Annotated in this window: 13 protein-coding genes; 10 read left to right on the forward strand and 3 right to left on the reverse strand. The window is 73.5% G+C overall.

The features are described 5' to 3' along the window. Positions 1–41 precede the first annotated feature (41 nt). Positions 42–2,399 carry a malto-oligosyltrehalose synthase gene (gene treY, locus MY520_RS10955; protein WP_436692120.1) on the reverse strand — a complete coding sequence of 786 codons (2,358 nt, stop codon included), beginning with the start codon at positions 2,397–2,399 and terminating at the stop codon, positions 42–44. Then, positions 2,396–4,510, reverse strand: a complete 2,115-nt coding sequence (glgX, locus tag MY520_RS10960; protein WP_436692121.1) for a glycogen debranching protein GlgX — start codon at positions 4,508–4,510, stop codon at positions 2,396–2,398. The genes treY and glgX overlap by 4 nt, the downstream gene beginning before the upstream one ends. A gap of 436 nt (positions 4,511–4,946) precedes the next feature. Between glgX and uvrB the strand changes: the two genes are divergently transcribed. The 10 genes from uvrB to MY520_RS11010 all read left to right on the forward strand — a co-directional run bounded on the left by uvrB (position 4,947) and on the right by MY520_RS11010 (position 16,317). Continuing rightward, on the forward strand, positions 4,947–7,067 hold the full coding sequence (gene uvrB, locus MY520_RS10965) for an excinuclease ABC subunit UvrB (protein WP_436692122.1): 2,121 nt from the start codon (positions 4,947–4,949) through the stop codon (positions 7,065–7,067). Further along, entirely contained in the window at positions 7,067–7,420 is a 354-nt protein-coding gene (locus MY520_RS10970; protein WP_436692123.1) for an MmcQ/YjbR family DNA-binding protein, read from the forward strand. Before uvrB ends, MY520_RS10970 begins: the two co-directional genes overlap by 1 nt. Before the next feature lie 265 nt (positions 7,421–7,685). Next, positions 7,686–8,828 (forward strand): TerC family protein, encoded by a 1,143-nt coding sequence (locus MY520_RS10975; protein WP_436692124.1) that lies wholly within the window; start codon positions 7,686–7,688, stop codon positions 8,826–8,828. Between the two features lie 286 nt (positions 8,829–9,114). Then, entirely contained in the window at positions 9,115–9,696 is a 582-nt protein-coding gene (locus tag MY520_RS10980) for a TerD family protein (RefSeq protein ID WP_436692125.1), read from the forward strand. Between the two features lie 80 nt (positions 9,697–9,776). After that, positions 9,777–10,430, forward strand: a complete 654-nt coding sequence (locus MY520_RS10985) for a TerD family protein (protein WP_436692126.1) — start codon at positions 9,777–9,779, stop codon at positions 10,428–10,430. Then, positions 10,427–11,815 carry a VWA domain-containing protein gene (locus tag MY520_RS10990; RefSeq protein WP_436692127.1) on the forward strand — a complete coding sequence of 463 codons (1,389 nt, stop codon included), beginning with the start codon at positions 10,427–10,429 and terminating at the stop codon, positions 11,813–11,815. Before MY520_RS10985 ends, MY520_RS10990 begins: the two co-directional genes overlap by 4 nt. Before the next feature lie 53 nt (positions 11,816–11,868). After that, positions 11,869–13,056 (forward strand): HpcH/HpaI aldolase/citrate lyase family protein, encoded by a 1,188-nt coding sequence (locus tag MY520_RS10995; RefSeq protein ID WP_436692128.1) that lies wholly within the window; start codon positions 11,869–11,871, stop codon positions 13,054–13,056. Then, on the forward strand, positions 13,053–14,354 hold the full coding sequence (locus MY520_RS11000; RefSeq protein ID WP_436692129.1) for a phosphoribosyltransferase domain-containing protein: 1,302 nt from the start codon (positions 13,053–13,055) through the stop codon (positions 14,352–14,354). The genes MY520_RS10995 and MY520_RS11000 overlap by 4 nt, the downstream gene beginning before the upstream one ends. Beyond that, positions 14,351–15,496 carry a cysteine protease StiP family protein gene (locus MY520_RS11005; protein ID WP_436692130.1) on the forward strand — a complete coding sequence of 382 codons (1,146 nt, stop codon included), beginning with the start codon at positions 14,351–14,353 and terminating at the stop codon, positions 15,494–15,496. The genes MY520_RS11000 and MY520_RS11005 overlap by 4 nt, the downstream gene beginning before the upstream one ends. Further along, the gene (locus MY520_RS11010; protein WP_436692131.1) at positions 15,493–16,317 is read left to right on the forward strand and encodes a hypothetical protein; all 825 of its coding nucleotides are present in this window, start codon (positions 15,493–15,495) and stop codon (positions 16,315–16,317) included. Before MY520_RS11005 ends, MY520_RS11010 begins: the two co-directional genes overlap by 4 nt. A 31-nt stretch (positions 16,318–16,348) precedes the next feature. On the opposite strand, the gene MY520_RS11015 is transcribed toward MY520_RS11010, so the two are convergent. After that, positions 16,349–16,991: hypothetical protein (locus tag MY520_RS11015; protein WP_436692132.1), on the reverse strand; the 643-nt coding region annotated here is incomplete at its 5' end.

The following is a 16,991-nucleotide window of genomic DNA, read 5'->3' on the forward strand; positions in this document are numbered from 1 at the left end:
GGCCGGGCCGGGGACGGCGCACCGTCCCAGGCCCCTCACTTTCAGTCGCGGACCAGCAGGGCGACCGGCAGCCGCCCCAACACGTCGCGCACCGGCATCCCGGCGGCGTCGGAGACGAAGCAGTCTCCGGTGAGCAGGTCCCGCCAGGCGCCGTTCGGCAGCTGCAGCGCGGTGTCGCCCCAGCCGCCGGCGCCGGCCAGCCCGACCGGCAGCCGGGTGGCCACCGTCACCGCACCCCCGCGGTCGAAGGCGACCACGTGCCCCGCCGTCGCGCCGGTCGCCGCCACCGGTTGGTAGCCGGCGAACCACTCCGGGTGCTCGCGGCGGGCCCGCAGCGTGCGGGAGACCACGAGCAGCTTGGCCGCGCCGCTCTCGTCGACCGCGGGCACCTCGCCGCCGTCCAGCCGGGCCAGCAGCCGGCGGCGCAGCTCGTAGTCGACCGGACGGCGGTTGTCCGGGTCGACGAGGGAGAGGTCCCACAGCTCGGTGCCCTGGTAGACGTCCGGGACGCCGGGGATGGTGAGCTGCAGGAGCTTCTGCGCCAGAGAGTTGGACCTCCCGAAGGGCGCGATCCGGGCGACGAGGTCCTCGATCGCGCCGTTCGTCTGCTCGTCGTCGAACGCGGCGTCGACCAGCGCGTGCAGCCGGTTCTCGAACTCCTCGGCCGGGTCGGTCCACGTCGTCGACGTCCCCGCCTCGCGGGCGGCCTTCTCCACGTAGGCGTGCGCCCGCTCGCGGGACAGCGGCCAGGCCCCGACCAGGTTCTGCCACACCAGGTGGGCCAGCGGTCGGTCGGCCAGCGGGTGCCGGGAGAGCAGCTGTCGCACCAGCTGCGCCCACTCGGTGGGCAGCTCGGCGAGCACCGCCAGCCGGGCGCGCACGTCCTCGCTGCGCTTGGTGTCGTGCGTCGACAGCGCGGTCATCGACTCGGGCCTGCGCGCCAGGCGGCGCTGCTGCGCCTCGTGGAACTCCTCGACCGTGCTGCCGAAGCGCGCCGGGTCGCCGCCCACCTCGTTGAGCGCGACGAACCGCGCCCAGCGGTAGTAGGCGCTGTCCTCGACGCCCTTGGCCATCACCGGACCGCTGGTCTGCTCGAAGCGGGTGGCGGCCTCGGTCCCCGCCTGCGACAGCACCGTGTGCAGTGCGTCCACGGCGTCGGTGAGGTCGGGACGGCGCTCCCGGACCGCGGCCACGGTCGCGTCGAGGTGCTCGCGGCCGTCGGGCAGGTAGGTGCGGTAGACGGGGAAGCCCGCCAGCAGCTCGGCCAGCGCCTCGGTCTGCTGCGCGACGTCGATGCCGGGCAACTCGCCGATGACCCGCACCAGGCGGGCCACCTCCGAGCCGAGGATCCCGTCGGTCACCTCGCGCTTGCAGTCGTGCACCAACCGCGCATAGTCCACCGGCGCGCCGGACAGCTCGGTGTCCAGCGCGGTCAGCGCCGCCTCGCCGGCCGGGTCGACGAGCACGTCGTCCACCTCGGCCAGCGCGTCGTAGCCCGTCGTCCCGGCCGTCGACCAGCTCTCCGGCAGGTCCTCCCCGGGCTCGAGGATCTTCTCCACCACGGTCCAGCGCCCGCCCGAGGCCTCGGCCAGCCGGTCGAGGTAGCCCTTGGGGTCGGCCAGGCCGTCGGGGTGGTCGATCCGCAGGCCGTCGACGGCGCCGACCTCGACCAGCCGCAGGACCAGCTCATGGGTCGCGGCGAACACCTCCGGGTCCTCCACGCGCAGCCCGGCGAGGGTGTTGATCGCGAAGAACCGCCGGTAGTTCAGGTCGGCGTCGGCCCGCCGCCAGTCGACCAGCTCGTAGTGCTGGCGGGCGTGCACCTCCTGCGGGGTGCCCTGCCCGGTGCCCGGCGCGATCGGGAAGCGGTTGTCGTAGTACCGCAGCTCCCCGTCCACCACCTCCAGCTTCTCGACGTCGTCCGCCGAGCCCAGCACCGGCAGCCGCACCCTGCCGCCGCCGAAGTCCCAGTCGATGTCGAACGCGCCGGCGTGCGCGCTGTCCCGGCCGTGCCGCAGCACGTCCCACCACCACGGCGCCTCGGCCGGATCGGCCACGCCCATGTGGTTGGGCACCAGGTCGAGCACGAGGCCCAGCCCCTGCGCGTGCAGCGCGGCGACCAGCCGGTCCAAGCCGGCCTGCCCGCCCCGCGACTCGTCGACGTGCGCGTGGTCGACGGTGTCGTAGCCGTGCGTGCTGCCGGCGGCCGCGCGCAACAGGGGAGAGGTGTAGGCGTGGCTCACCCCGAGGTCGGCCAGGTAGCCGGCGACCGACGCGGCGTCGTCCAGGGTGAAGTCCGCCGTCACCTGCAGCCGGTAGGTCGCGGTGGGCACCGCGCGCCGGCGCTCCCGGCTCAGCGGCTCGCTCGTGCCCGGCTCGCTCATCTCGGGCCCGCTCACGCGCGACGCGGGGCGCTGAACACGACCATCGACCGGTCCTCCACGGTGATCGTCTCGCCGGGCTTGAGCTGCGTCGGCTCGACGGCCTCCATCTCGGCGGTGTCGAGGACGACCGTCCAGGCCGCGGCGTACTCCTCGGCCGGCAGGGTGAAGTCCATCGGCTCGTGCGTCGCGTTGAACGCCAGGTAGAAGTGGTCGTCGACGACGTCCTCGCCGCGCTCGTCGGTCGACCGGATGCCGTGCCCGTTGAGGTACATGGCGATCGACTTGGCGAAGCCGGCGTCCCAGTCGTCCTCGGTCATCAGGTCACCGTCCGGCGTGAGCCAGGCGATGTCCTGCACCGGGGCGCCCCGCTCGCGCCGCACCGGCCGGCCGTGGAAGAAGCGACGACGGCGGAACGTCGGGTGCTCGGCACGCAGCCGGGTGACCAGCTTGGTGAACTCCAGCAGCCCCTCGTCGACCTCGTCCCAGTGGACCCAGGTCAGCGGCGAGTCCTGGCAGTAGCCGTTGTTGTTGCCCTGCTGCGTCCGGCCCAGCTCGTCGCCGTGCAGGAGCATGGGCACGCCCTGGCTGAGCATCAGCGTGGCCAGGAAGTTGCGGCGCTGACGGGCCCGCAGGGTGAGCACCTTCTTGTCGACGGTCTCGCCCTCCACCCCGCAGTTCCAGCTGCGGTTGTGGCTCTCGCCGTCGTTGTTGCCCTCGCCGTTGGCCTCGTTGTGCTTCTCGTTGTAGGAGACGAGGTCGGTCAGCGTGAACCCGTCGTGCGCGGTGACGAAGTTGATGCTGGCCACCGGGCGCCGGCCCGAGTGCTGGTACAGGTCCGAGGAACCGGTGATCCGGCTGGCGAACTCGCCGACGGTCGCGTCCTCGCCGCGCCAGAAGTCGCGGACGGTGTCGCGGTACTTGCCGTTCCACTCGGTCCACAGGGCCGGGAAGTTGCCGACCTGGTAGCCGCCCTCGCCGACGTCCCAGGGCTCGGCGATGAGCTTGACCTGGCTGACCACCGGGTCCTGGTGCACCAGGTCGAAGAAGGCCGACAGCCGGTCGACGGCGTGCAGCTCGCGGGCGAGGGTGGAGGCGAGGTCGAAGCGGAAGCCGTCGACGTGCATCTCGGTGATCCAGTACCGCAGCGAGTCCATGATCAGCTGCAGGGCCTGCGGGGTGCGGGCGTTGAGCGAGTTCCCGGTGCCGGTGTAGTCCATGTAGTACTGCGGGTCGTCCTCGACCAGCCGGTAGTAGGCCCGGTTGTCGATGCCCTTGAACGACAGCGTCGGCCCGAGGTGGTTGCCCTCGGCGGTGTGGTTGTAGACCACGTCGAGGATGACCTCGATCCCCGCCTCGTGCAGGGTCCGGACCATCCCCTTGAACTCCGCCACCTGCATGCCGTTGTCGGTGTTGCTGGCGTACTCGTTGTGCGGGGCGAAGAAGCCGATCGTGTTGTAGCCCCAGTAGTTGCGCAGGCCCTTCTGCTCCAGGGTGTCGTCCTGCACGAACTGGTGCACGGGCATGAGCTCGATCGCGGTGACGCCGAGCCCGGTGAGGTGGTCGATGACCGCCGGGTGCGCGATGCCCGCGTACGTGCCGCGCAGGTCCTCCGGCACGTCCGGGTGGGTCATCGTGAGGCCCTTGACGTGGGCCTCGTAGATCACCGACTTGTGGTACGGGGTCCGCGGGGGCCGGTCCACGCCCCAGTCGAAGTACGGGTTGACGACGACGGACTTCGGCATGTGCGCGGCCGAGTCCTCGTCGTTGCGCTCCCCGCTGTCGAAGTCGTACCCGAACACCGACGGGTCCCAGTCGACCCGGCCGTCGATGGCCTTCGCGTAGGGGTCGAGCAGCAGCTTGTTCGGGTTGCACCGCATGCCCTGCGACGGGTGGTAGGGGCCGTGGATGCGGTAGCCGTAGCGCTGGCCGGGCTGGATGCCGGGCAGGAAGGCGTGCCAGACGAACCCGTCCATCTCCGGCAGGCGGATGCGCTCCTCGTTGCCGGCGTCGTCGAAGAGGCACAGCTCGACCTTCTCGGCGACCTCACTGAAGATCGCGAAGTTGGTGCCGGTGCCGTCGTAGGTGGCACCGAGGGGGTAGGCGGTACCAGGCCACACCTGGGTCATGAAACGAGGTCCTCCTGCGCTGGCGCCCCCGGGAGGCCGGGGGCCGGTGGCCTCCCGCCGCGGGGCACGGGCGAGGAGGTCGGGTCACACGTGGTGCACCATGCCCCCGTTGCCCCCTCCGGGGGGCCCGCACACCTCGGTCCGGTGCCCGGCGGGGGAGATCTCGCTCACCCCGGACGACGACGCCCCCCGCGGTTCTCCACGGGGGGCGTCGTGCGCAGGTCCGGCCGGCAGCGGCGCCGGGGTCCGACCTCGCCCGGGTGTCCCCGGGTGGCGCTGGTCCCCGGCGGTGACCGCTCCTGCGACCGGGGACGCTAGGCGGGTCGGATACCCCAGGGCAAGCACCCGGGGCCAGTGGATCGGTCCCGTCCGCCCCGGGAGTGCGCGGGCGTCGCACGGACGCCGTCCTGTCACACCCCCGTCGTACCGTCGACCCGTGCGCGCGACCACCGATCTCCGGCCGACCCAGGGGCGCTTCCGCGTCGTCAGCGACTTCCAGCCCTCGGGCGACCAGCCGGCGGCGATCACCGCGCTCGCCGAGCGGGTGAACGCCGGCGAGCAGGACGTCGTCCTCCTCGGCGCCACCGGCACCGGCAAGTCGGCGACGACGGCCTGGCTGGTCGAGCAGGTGCAACGGCCGACGCTGGTCATGGCGCCGAACAAGACCCTCGCCGCGCAGCTGGCCAACGAGTTCCGCGAGCTGCTGCCCGACAACGCCGTCGAGTACTTCGTCTCGTACTACGACTACTACCAGCCCGAGGCCTACGTCCCGCAGACCGACACCTACATCGAGAAGGACTCCTCGATCAACGAGGAGGTCGAGCGGCTGCGGCACTCGGCGACGCAGGCGCTGCTCACCCGGCGGGACGTGGTCGTGGTGGCCACGGTGTCCTGCATCTACGGCCTGGGCACGCCGCAGGAGTACGTCGACCGCGCGCTGAAGATCTCGGTCGGGGAGGAGCGGGACCGCGACGAGCTGCTCCGCACGCTGGTCACCGAGCAGTACACCCGCAACGACCTGTCCTTCACCCGCGGCACCTTCCGGGTCCGGGGCGACACCATCGAGGTCTTCCCCGTCTACGAGGAGCTCGCCGTCCGGATCGAGATGTTCGGCGACGAGGTGGAGCGGCTGTACTACCTGCACCCGCTGACCGGCGAGGTCATCCGCGAGGTCGAGGAGCTGTTCGTCTTCCCGGCCACCCACTACGTCGCCGGCCCCGAGCGCATGGAGCGGGCGATCGGGAGCATCGAGGCCGAGCTCGAGCAGCGGCTGGCCGAGCTTGAGCGGCAGGGCAAGCTGCTGGAGGCCCAGCGGCTGCGCATGCGCACCACCTACGACATCGAGATGATGCGCCAGGTCGGGTTCTGCTCGGGCATCGAGAACTACTCGCGGCACATCGACGGGCGCGCGCCCGGCTCCGCCGGCGCCTGTCTCATCGACTACTTCCCCGACGACTTCCTGCTGGTCATCGACGAGTCGCACGTGACCGTGCCGCAGATCGGCGGCATGTACGAGGGCGACATGAGCCGCAAGCGGACGCTGGTGGAGCACGGGTTCCGGCTGCCGTCGGCGATGGACAACCGCCCGCTGAAGTGGGAGGAGTTCACCGACCGGATCGGCCAGACGGTCTACCTGTCCGCGACGCCCGGCCCCTACGAGCTGGGCCGCACGCAGGGCGAGTTCGTCGAGCAGGTCATCCGCCCTACTGGCCTGGTCGACCCGGAGGTCGTCATCAAGCCGACCAAGGGGCAGATCGACGACCTGGTGCACGAGATCCGGGTCCGCACCGAGAAGGACGAGCGGATCCTGGTCACCACCCTGACCAAGAAGATGGCCGAGGACCTCACCGACTACCTGCTCGAGCTCGGCATCCGGGTCCGCTACCTGCACTCCGAGGTCGACACCCTGCGCCGGGTCGAGCTGCTCCGCGAGCTCCGGCAGGGCGAGTACGACGTCCTGGTCGGCATCAACCTGCTCCGCGAGGGCCTGGACCTGCCGGAGGTGTCGCTGGTGGCGATCCTCGACGCCGACAAGGAGGGCTTCCTCCGGTCGGGGACCTCGCTGATCCAGACGATCGGCCGCGCCGCCCGCAACGTCTCGGGGCAGGTGCACATGTACGCCGACAAGATCACCCCTTCGATGGCGCACGCGATCGAGGAGACCAACCGCCGGCGCGAGAAGCAGATCGCCTACAACACCGAGCGCGGGGTCGACCCCCAGCCGCTGCGGAAGAAGATCGTCGACATCCTCGACGGCATCTACCAGGCGGCCGACGACACCGATGCCTCCGCCGAGCTGCTCGGCGGCTCGGGGCGGCAGCAGTCCCGCGGGAAGTCGCCGGTGCCGGGGCTCTCGTCGAGGAAGAAGGCCGGGAAGGCCGGCGCGATCGAGGTCCAGGGGTTGCCGCGCAACGAGCTGGCCGATCTCATCACGCAGATGAACGAGCAGATGCTCGCCGCCGCCCGGGAGCTGCAGTTCGAGGTGGCGGCCCGGTTGCGCGACGAGCTGACCGAGCTCAAGAAGGAGCTCCGGCAGCTCGACGCCGCGCACGCCTGATGCACAGGGAGGAGCTGGTCGCCCACTGCCTGGGCAAGCCGGGCGCGGAGGAGAGCTACCCCTGGGGGGAGGCCGAGCTGGTCGCCAAGGTGGGCGGCAAGGCCTTCGCGTTCATCGGCCTGGACAGCGGCACCGTCGGCGTGAAGTGCGGCCGGGACGCCGCCGAGGCCGCCGAGTGGCGGGACCGCTACCCGGGGGCGATCACGCAGAGCGCCTACGTCGGGCGGTACGGCTGGAACGCCGTCGACTGGACCGGCCCCGTGCCCGACGACGAGGTCCGTGAGCTGGTCGACGCCTCCTACGACGCGATCGTGGCCGCACTGCCCCGGAGCCGGCGGCCCACGACGGCGTGACCGACGGCGTGACCGACGGCGTGACCGACGGCTGGAGGTTCCCTGGGAGTTCGGGAACCCCGCCGCCGGCCCGGCCGTTGGACCCTCTGGGACCGGGCACGCCTCGACGCAGGCTGGCCGGTCCCGTGGAGGGGAGTATCCCCACTCGGCAGCGTCGTCAACACGGGGTCCAGTGATCCCCGGCGCTGCCGGTCGTCCGGTCCTTCCGGGCGGCGGGAGAGACCTCCGGTGCTGACAGCTGCCAGTCCTCCGGAGGTACCCCTGTATGGATGTCCCGCTCTGGATCTGGGCGATCACCATCGCCGCGATCATCGGCATGCTCGTGTTCGACTTCGTCGGCCACGTCCGCACGCCCCACGCCCCGACGCTGCGTGAGTCGGCCACCTGGTCGGCGGTCTACGTCGGCATCGCCATCGTCTTCGGGCTGCTGGTGCTCTGGTTCGCCGGCCCGCAGTACGGCGGTGAGTACTTCGCCGGCTTCATCACCGAGAAGAGCCTCTCGGTCGACAACCTGTTCGTCTTCGTCCTGATCATGGCGAGCTTCGCCGTGCCCCGGGAACTGCAGCAGAAGGTGCTGCTCTTCGGCATCGCCTTCGCCCTCGTGCTGCGGACGATCTTCATCTTCCTGGGCGCCGCGGCCATCGAGAACTTCAGCTGGGTCTTCTACATCTTCGGCGGCTTCCTCATCTACACCGCGTGGGCGCAGGCCAGGAGCGGCGGCCACGACGACGAGGAGGAGTTCAAGGAGAACAGCTTCCTGCGGCTCACCCGTCGCCTGCTGCCGACCACCGACGACTACCACGGCGACCGGCTGACCGCGAAGGTCAAGGGCAAGCGGTACATCACCCCGCTGTTCATCGCGCTCATCGCGATCGGCAGCGCCGACATCCTCTTCGCCGTCGACTCGATCCCGGCGATCTTCGGTCTCACCCAGGAGACCTACCTGGTCTTCACCGCCAACGCCTTCGCCCTGCTCGGCCTCCGCCAGCTGTTCTTCCTGCTCGACGGGCTGCTGGACAAGCTGGTCTACCTGGCCTACGGCCTCGCGGTCATCCTCGGCTTCATCGGCGTCAAGCTGGTCATCCACGCGCTCCACGAGAACGAGCTGCCGTTCATCAACGGCGGCGAGCACGTCACCGCGGTCCCGGAGATCCCGACCTGGCTGTCGCTGGCCGTCATCGTGGTCACCCTGCTGGTGACCACCTGGGCCAGCCTGCGGAAGAACAAGAAGGACGCCGCCGCCGGCCGGACCGGGCACACGGAGGCCGCCGACGCGGGCGCCGGGTCCGACGGCCGCGCGGTCGCCGCGCCGCACACGCACGACGACCTGCCCACCTCCGGCCGGGGCGACGCGCCGCCCACCGGCCGGACGGCGGCGGTCCGCTCGGCCGACGACGAGCGCCGGTGAGGTCCGCTCCGGTGCGCCGCCGCGGGACGCCGACCCGGCCGGTGCACCCCTGAGCGGGCGCTCCACCGAACCTGTCGCCGCCGGAGCAGGTGCGGCAGTATCCGACGAACGTCCGTTGCTCGTGGCCCGTCCACGAGGAACGGAAGCGGGGGGAACCGGTCCGGGCGCGCTCCGCCCGGACCACCAGGGGCGGCTCCGGCCGGTCCCGAGGGCCGGCCGTCCCCCGCGCTCGCGGAGCGGCAACCGCCGCTGCGCTCATCCTGGCGATGGATTGGGAGTTCTCCACATGGGTGTCAGCCTCAGCAAGGGCGGCAACGTCTCACTGACCAAGGAGGCGCCCGGCATGACCGCGGTCAACGTCGGTCTGGGCTGGGACGTCAACACCTTCTCCGGGGGCGACTTCGACCTCGACGCCTCGGCGATCATGCTCGACGCCGGCGGCCGGGTCACCCCCGACGACTCGGGGTTCGTCTTCTTCAACAACCTGCGCAGCCCCGACGGCTCCGTCGTGCACGTGGGCGACAACCTCACCGGGCAGGGCGAGGGGGACGACGAGGTCATCCAGGTCAACCTGGCCGGCGTCCCGCCGACCTGCGAGAAGATCGTCTTCCCGGTGTCCATCTACGACGCCGACACGCGCAAGCAGAACTTCGGCGCCGTCCGCAACGCCTTCATCCGCGTCGTCAACCAGGCCAACGGGCAGGAGATCGCCCGCTACGACCTGACCGAGGACGCCTCGGTGGAGACCGCCATGGTCTTCGGCGAGCTGTACCGCAACGGCCCGGACTGGAAGTTCCGCGCGGTCGGCCAGGGCTACGCCTCCGGCCTGCGCGGCATCGCCCAGGACTTCGGCGTCAACGTCGGCTGACCGGCGTGGCCGGGCCCGGACGCCGTCCGGGCCCGGCCGCCCCGCGCCTCCCGCACCCCAGCACCCAGGAAGGTCCCGTCATGGTCGACTACACCCGCCCGTCCCAGCCCCCGGCCACCCCCTCCGGCGGCGTCTCGATGTCCAAGGTGACCCTCACCAAGGGCGCGCCCTCGGTGTCGCTCACCAAGGGGCGCGGCGCCGGCGGCCAGATGCGGATCAACCTCAACTGGAACTCCGGTGCGCAGAAGCGCGGACTGTTCAGCAAGACCCCCGCCGTCGACCTGGACCTGGCGTGTCTCTGGGAGACGACCGACGGGAAGAAGGGCGTCGTCCAGGCGCTCGGCAACGCCTTCGGCTCGCTGGACCGCCCGCCCTACGTGTTCCTCGACGGCGACGACCGCTCCGGCAAGGTCTCCGGCGGTGAGAACCTCGTCGTGAACCTGGACCACCTCGACGCCATCAAGCGCATCCTGGTCTTCGCCTACATCTACGAGGGCGTGCCGAACTGGGCCGCCGCCGACGCCGTCGTCACGCTGTTCCCGCAGGGGGCGGCCCCCATCGAGGTCCGGCTCGACGAGCACGCCTCGAACGCCCGGTCCTGCGCCATCGCGCTGCTCACCAACTCGGGCGGGGCGCTGACCGTGCAGCGGGAGATCCGCTACCTGCCGGGTGTCCAGCGCGACCTCGACGCCGCCTACGGGTGGGGCATGAACTGGACCGCGGGCCGCAAGTGACCCACCTCCTCCCGCGCGGGGGCAACGTCGGCCTGGCCGCCGTCGGCCTCCGCGGGCCGGTCGTGGTCACCCTGACCTGGCAGCCGGCGCCTGGGCTGGACGCCGACCTGTCCGCCTTCCTCACCACCGGCGCGGGCAAGGTCCGCAGCGACGCCGACTTCGTGTTCTACAACCAGCCGGACGGCGCGGGCGGGGCGGTCCGGCACCTGGGCAAGTCCACCCGTGGCGCCGTCACCGTCGACCGGGTGCGGATCGACCCCGACCGGCTGCCCGCCGACGTGGAGAAGGTGGTCATCGGCGCCTCGCTGGACGGCCCCGGCACCTTCGGCGGCCTGGCCGGCGTGGGCGTCGAGGTGGCCGCCGACGAGCAGGCGCCCGCCGCGGTCCGCTGCGAGGTGACCGCCGGGCAGGAGACCGCGCTCGTGTTCGCCGAGGTCTACCGCCGGGGCGGGGAGTGGAAGGTCCGCGCCGTCGGGCAGGGCTACACCAACGGCCTCGCGGGGCTGGCCACCGACGTCGGCGTGGACGTCGACGAGGAACCGGCCCCGGTCCCGGCCGCCGCCGCGACACCGGCGAGTCCGCCGGTGAGCCCGCCGGCGAGTCCACCCGCCGGCCCCCCGATCAGCATGGAGAAGCGCCGGCTGGTCGACCTCGAGAAGAAGCTGGCCACCTCCGCGCCGCAGCTGCTGTCCCTGGTCAAGACCGCCGGCGTCAGCCTGGAGAAGCGGGGCCTGGGCGAGCACACCGCGCGCGTCGCCCTCGTGCTGGACATCTCCGGCTCGATGGCCGGCCTCTACCGCTCCGGCGCGGTCCAGCGGCTGGCCGAGCGGGTGCTCGCGCTCGGCCTGCGCTTCGACGACGACGGCGTGGTCGACGTCTTCCTGTTCGGGAAGCAGGTGCACCAGCCCGAGACCGGACTGCGACTGGATGGTCACCAGGAGTTCATCTCCGCCGTCACGAAGAAGCACCGGCTGGAATTCGACACTCGATACGGTGCCGCGATGTCAGCGGTCCGGCAGCACTACTTCGGCTCCAGCCAGGACCGGCGTGCGCCGCTGTCCGACCGGGTCCCCGTGTACGTCATGTTCCTCACCGACGGTGCACCCAGCGACAAGGCAGTGGCGACGGCGCAGATCCGGTCGGCGTCCTACGAGCCGGTGTTCTGGCAGTTCATGGGCATCGGCTCGCCGCGGCAGTTCACCTTCCTGCAGCGGCTGGACGATCTCGAGGGTCGCTTCACCGACAACGCCGACTTCTTCGCCGTCGACGAGAAGGACCTCATGGGCCGGACGCCGATCAGCGACGACGAGCTGTTCGACCGGCTCATGACCGAGTACCCCGACTGGCTGCGCCGGGCCCGCGCCCAGGGCCTGCTGGCCGGCTGACCGACCGCACCACCCGCCCTCGCCCACCGTTCAGCCCAGAAGCGAGGCCAGCCGTGCGCCACTTCGCGTACCTGACCGACGACGAGCACGACCGGCTCTTCGCCGTGCCCCCGGGCACGGTCACGCCGGCCAGCCCGCGGGCCACCCTGGCCCTCGCGCTGGGCGCCACGCTCTACAGCCCCGGCACCCGGCCCGCGCTCGACGTCGACGCCGCCCGTGCGGCGGCGATCGGCGCCACCAGCATGGTCTGGTGCCTGGAGGACGCGATCCCGCACGCCGAGGTCGCCGCCGCCGAGGCCACCGTGGTCGCCGCCCTGCGCCGGATCCACGACCGCGGCCGCGCGGAGGACCTCCCGCTGCTGTTCGTCCGCGTCCGGGAGGCCGCCCAGATCCACCGGGTGGCCGCGGCCGCCGGACCGGCGCTCTCCCGGCTCACCGGGTTCAGCCTGCCCAAGGCGACCGGCGCCGGGCTGGGCGAGATGCTCGCCGCCGTCGCCGAGGTGAGCGCCGGGTGCGCGCACCCCCTCTACGCGATGCCGATCCTCGAGACGCCCGACGTCGCCTGGTCCGAGACCCGGGCCGCGGCTCTGGCCGCCGTGGCCGAGGTCGTCGACCGGTACGCCGACGAGGTGCTCTGCGTGCGGGTGGGGGGATCGGACCTGTCCGGCCTGTTCGGGCTGCGCCGCGACCGCGGCACCACCATCTGGGACGTCGCCGTGGTCCGCGACTGCCTCGCCGACATCGTCAACCGGTTCGCCCGGAACGGGGAGCACGTGGTCACCGCCGCCGTCTGGGAGCACATCCCCGGCCCCCGCCTGTTCAAGCCGCAGCTGCGGCAGACCCCCTTCTCCGACCAGCGGGAGACCGCCCTGCGCCAGCACCTGATCGACGACGACCTCGACGGCCTGATCCGGGAGACCACCCTCGACAAGGCCAACGGCATGCACGGCAAGACCGTCATCCACCCCGCGCACGTGTCGGTGGTCAACGCGCTGCTCACCGTGGCCCGCTCGGAGTACGACGACGCGCTGGACATCCTGACCGCCGGGGCCCGGGGCGGCGTCCTGCCCTCGGCGCACGGCCGGATGAACGAGCTCGGGCCGCACGCGCTGTGGGCCGAGCTGATCAGCCGCCGGGCGGCCGTGTACGGCGTGGTCGCCGACGAGTCGGCGCTGGTCGACCTGCTGGGGGCCGGGCAGCGCCAGGTGGCCCGCGTCTTCGCCCCGGCGCTGCCGGCATGACCGGCACCCTCGCCGCGGCGCCGCCGGACACGGTTCCGCTGTCGGCCACCGTCGCCCGCCTCCTGGACGCGCAGGTGTCCGGCCCCGGGGCGGCCGCGTTCCCCGAGTGGGCCGGCCTGGCCCTGCGGGACAACCCGCGACGGGCCCAGCTGGTCGTCTCCCGCGTGCTCGGCAAGCACGTCCCGGCCGCGCCGTCCGCGGTGCTGGCGGCGGGCGCGGCCGTCGGGGACGCCGTCGCGGCGGTGCTCGGTGCCGACGCCCCGGACCTGGTGATCGGCTACTGCGAGACCGCGACCGGCCTGGGCCACGCCGCCGCCGCGCGGCTCGGCGCGGCCTACCTGCACACCACCCGGCGGCTGCACCCCGAGGTCCCGGTCGCCGCCCGGTTCGAGGAGGAGCACTCGCACGCCGTGGCGCACGCCCTGCAGCCGGCGGGTCAGGTCTCGCTGGCCGGGAACGGCCCGCTGGTGCTGGTCGACGACGAGCTGACCTCCGGCCGCACGGCGCTGAACACCGTCGCCGAGCTGCACGCCCGGTTCCCGCGACCGCGCTACGTCGTCGCCGCGCTGCTCGACGCGCGCACCCCCGAGCTGCGGGCCGCGTTCGAGCAGCGGGCCGCCGAGCTCGGCGTCCGGGTCGACGTGGCCGCCGTCGTCGCCGCCCGGCTCACCTTCCCGCCCGACGTCCTGGGCCGGGCCGCGGCCGCCCGCGACGCGCTGCCGCCGCCCGCGCCGCCGCCGTCCGGAGCACGCGCCACGGTGGCCGAGCACCCGGGTCTGTGGCCGGACGGCGCCCCGACCACCGCCCGTCACGGGCTGACCCCGGACGGCACCGCCCGCCTCGCCGCGGCCGCCGACAGCGCCGCCGCGCGCCTGGCACCGGCACTGATCGGCAGCCGCGGGGTGCTGGTGCTCGGGACCGAGGAGCTCATGTACGCCCCCGCGGTGCTCGGGGACCGGCTCGCCACGCGCCTGCCCGGGACGCCGGTGCTCCTGCAGTCGACCACCCGCAGCCCGGTGCACGCCGCCGACGACCCCGGCTACGCGGTCCGCCGCACCGTGGCCTTCCCCGCGCCCGACGACCCTGCGCGGCGCTCGCTGGTGCACAACCTCACCGACCCGGCCGCCGTCCCGCCGCCGGGCGTGCCCTGGTCGGAGCTGCGCGCGGACGACGTCGTCGTGGTCGTGGACGCGCCCGCGGCCGACTGCGCCGGGCTGCTGGCCGCGCTGCGGCCGTTCGCCGCGCGGGCGGTGCACCTCGTGACCGTGCCGGGCGCCGAGCCGGAGGCACTGCGATGACCGCCGTCGAGGCCCCGGCGCTGCGCGCGGCCGTGCCCGGCCGGTTCGGGTCCTACCCGGTCGAGGACGTCACCTGGCTGCTCACCGACCTGTCCGGCGTCGCGCTCGAGCGTGGCACGCAGGACCGCGAGGAGGCGATCCAGGGCGGCACGCACTACTCGGAGATGCTGCCGGTCGAGTACCAGCCCGACGCCGCCTACCTCGAGCTGTTCCACACCGCGCTCGCGCAGAGCGCCGACCGCCTCGCCGAGGCGGTCGCCCTCGTCGGGGAGCTGGTCCGGACCGCCGCGGCGGAGGCGGGGCACCGGCCGGTGCTGGTCTCCCTCGCTCGCGCCGGGACCCCCGTCGGTGTGCTCCTGCGCCGCTGGTTCGCCGCCGCCTCCGGGACCGACGTGCCGCACTACACGATCTCGATCGTCCGCGGCCGGGGCATCGACGAGGTCGCGCTCGCCACCGTGCTCGCCCGGCACCCCGCCGGCGCGGTCCGCTTCGTCGACGGCTGGACCGGCAAGGGCGCCATCCAGCGCGAGCTGACCGCCGCGGTGGCCGCCTGGCGGGACCGGCACCCCGAACACGCCGACCTCGACGACCGGCTGGCCGTGCTCGCCGACCCGGGCAGCTGCACCGACCTGTACGGCACCCGCGACGACTTCCTCATCCCCAGCGCCTGCCTGAACAGCACCGTCTCCGGGCTCGTGTCGCGCACCGTGCTGCGCGGGGACCTCATCGGACCGGGCATGTTCCACGGTGCGAAGTACTACGCCGAGCACGCCGCAGGCGACGTCTCCCGGCTGTTCGTCGACACGGTCGCGGCGCGGTTCCCCGAGGTCGCCGGGCAGGTCGCCGCCACGCTCCCGGCGCACGCCGCCGCGGACCGCCGGCCGACCTGGGCCGGCTGGGCGGCGGTCGAGCGGATCGCCGCCGAGCACGGCATCGCCGACATCAACCTGGTCAAGCCCGGGGTGGGGGAGACCACCCGGGTGCTGCTGCGCCGGGTCCCCTGGCGGGTGCTGGCACACCCCGGGCGGGCCGAGGACCTGCGGCACGTCCGCGCCCTCGCCGAGGCCCGGGGTGTCCCGGTGGTCGAGGTGCCCGACCTGCCGTACTCCTGCGTCGGCCTGATCCGGCCGGTGAGCACGTGACGGCGGTGCTGGAGGCCGATGCGCTCGTCGCGGTCGACCTCGACCGCACGCTCATCTACTCGGCGGGCTCCGCCGGCGACCCGGCCGGGCTGCCGCCGCTGCGGGTGGTCGAGCACTACGACGGCGCGCCGCTGTCCCGGGTCACCCACAGCGCCTGGGCGCTGCTGGGACAGCTCATGGACCGGGCGCTCGTCGTGCCGGTCACCACCCGCACCGAGGCCCAGTACCGGCGGGTGGGCCTCCCCGCGGTGCCGCGGTACGCGCTGTGCGCCAACGGGGGCGCGCTGCTCGTCGACGGCGTCCGCGACCCCGGCTGGGACGGCTGGGCGGCGGACGTCGTCGCACGGTCGGCGCCGCTGCCGGAGGTGCTCCGGCTGCTCACCGCGGTCGACGGCGAGCCGTGGGTGAAGACCGTGCGCTCCGCCGAGGACCTCTTCGTCTACCTGGTCGCCCGCTCGCGGGCCGCCGTCCCCGCGCGCTGGCTGGCCGACCTGACGACGGCGACCGCGGACGCCGGGTGGACGGTGAGCCTGCAGGGCCGCAAGGTCTACGCGGTCCCGGCCGGGCTGACCAAGGCCGGGGCGCTGCTGCGGCTGCGGGATCAGGTGGCCGACGGCGCCGGGAGCCCGGTCCGGCTGCTCTGCGCGGGGGACAGCCTGCTCGACGCCCCGATGCTCGCGGCCGCCGACGCCGCGATCCGGCCGGCGCACGGGGAGCTGCACGAGCAGGGCTGGTCGGCCGCCGGCGTCGAGGTGACCGCGGCCAGCGGCGTGCGGGCCGGCGAGGAGATCCTCCGCTGGCTGCTGGCCGAGGCGGGCTGAGCGCGGCCCGGCCGGGGCGGAGGGGCGCGGCTCAGCCGGCGCGGGCGGTGCGGATCATGGCGTCCAGCCCGGCGGTGACCGACCGCGCCTCGTCGACCACGTGTCCCCAGTCCGGCCGGGGCGCCCGCACCTCCTGCTGCAGCGCCTGCAGCCGGCGGGCGAGGTTGTCGAACGTCGACCGGTAGCGCTGGCCGCGGCCCTCGGGCAGGGCGGCGAGGAACCGGCGGGCGTCGACCAGCTCGTGCTCCACCGCGCCGAGCACGGCGCCGGGGTCGGACGACGCGGCGTCCAGCTGGGCCAGCCGGTCGGTCGCCGAGCGGATCGCCTGCTCGGCCCGGGCCGCCGCGCCGCGCACCTGGTCGAGCAGGGCGGCCGCGGCCGGCACGTCGAGGACCGGCGCGGCCAGCAGCCCGTCGAGCCGGCCCAGCACGTCGTCGACCTCGGCGAGTGCCTGCGCCGCCCGCTGCGGCGCCTGCTCCACGCCGGCCCACGCGCCGTGCGTGTACCGGCGGCGCAGCTCGCTCATCACCGGCGCCAGGCGCTCGTGCCGGGTGCGCAGCGCCTCACGGCGGGTGTGGACCGACGCCGCCCCGCGCCGCACGTCCGCCGCCCGCGCCGCCAGGGTCTGCGCCCGGGTGGTGACGGCGTCGGCGCCCTCGCGGGCGGACTCGGCG

Source organism: Geodermatophilus sp. CPCC 205506, assembly GCF_051383635.1.
Lineage (GTDB): Bacteria > Actinomycetota > Actinomycetes > Mycobacteriales > Geodermatophilaceae > Geodermatophilus.

Excerpts from the sequence above, each read along its gene's own strand:
- MY520_RS10970 (WP_436692123.1), top strand. The coding sequence starts at position 7,067 with ATGCACAGGGAGGAGCTGGTCGCCCACTGCCTGGGCAAGCCGGGCGCG.
- MY520_RS11000 (WP_436692129.1), top strand. The coding sequence starts at position 13,053 with ATGACCGGCACCCTCGCCGCGGCGCCGCCGGACACGGTTCCGCTGTCG.
- MY520_RS10985 (WP_436692126.1), top strand. The coding sequence starts at position 9,777 with ATGGTCGACTACACCCGCCCGTCCCAGCCCCCGGCCACCCCCTCCGGC.
- glgX (WP_436692121.1), bottom strand. The coding sequence starts at position 4,510 with ATGACCCAGGTGTGGCCTGGTACCGCCTACCCCCTCGGTGCCACCTAC.
- MY520_RS10975 (WP_436692124.1), top strand. The coding sequence starts at position 7,686 with ATGGATGTCCCGCTCTGGATCTGGGCGATCACCATCGCCGCGATCATC.
- MY520_RS10980 (WP_436692125.1), top strand. The coding sequence starts at position 9,115 with ATGGGTGTCAGCCTCAGCAAGGGCGGCAACGTCTCACTGACCAAGGAG.
- MY520_RS11005 (WP_436692130.1), top strand. The coding sequence starts at position 14,351 with ATGACCGCCGTCGAGGCCCCGGCGCTGCGCGCGGCCGTGCCCGGCCGG.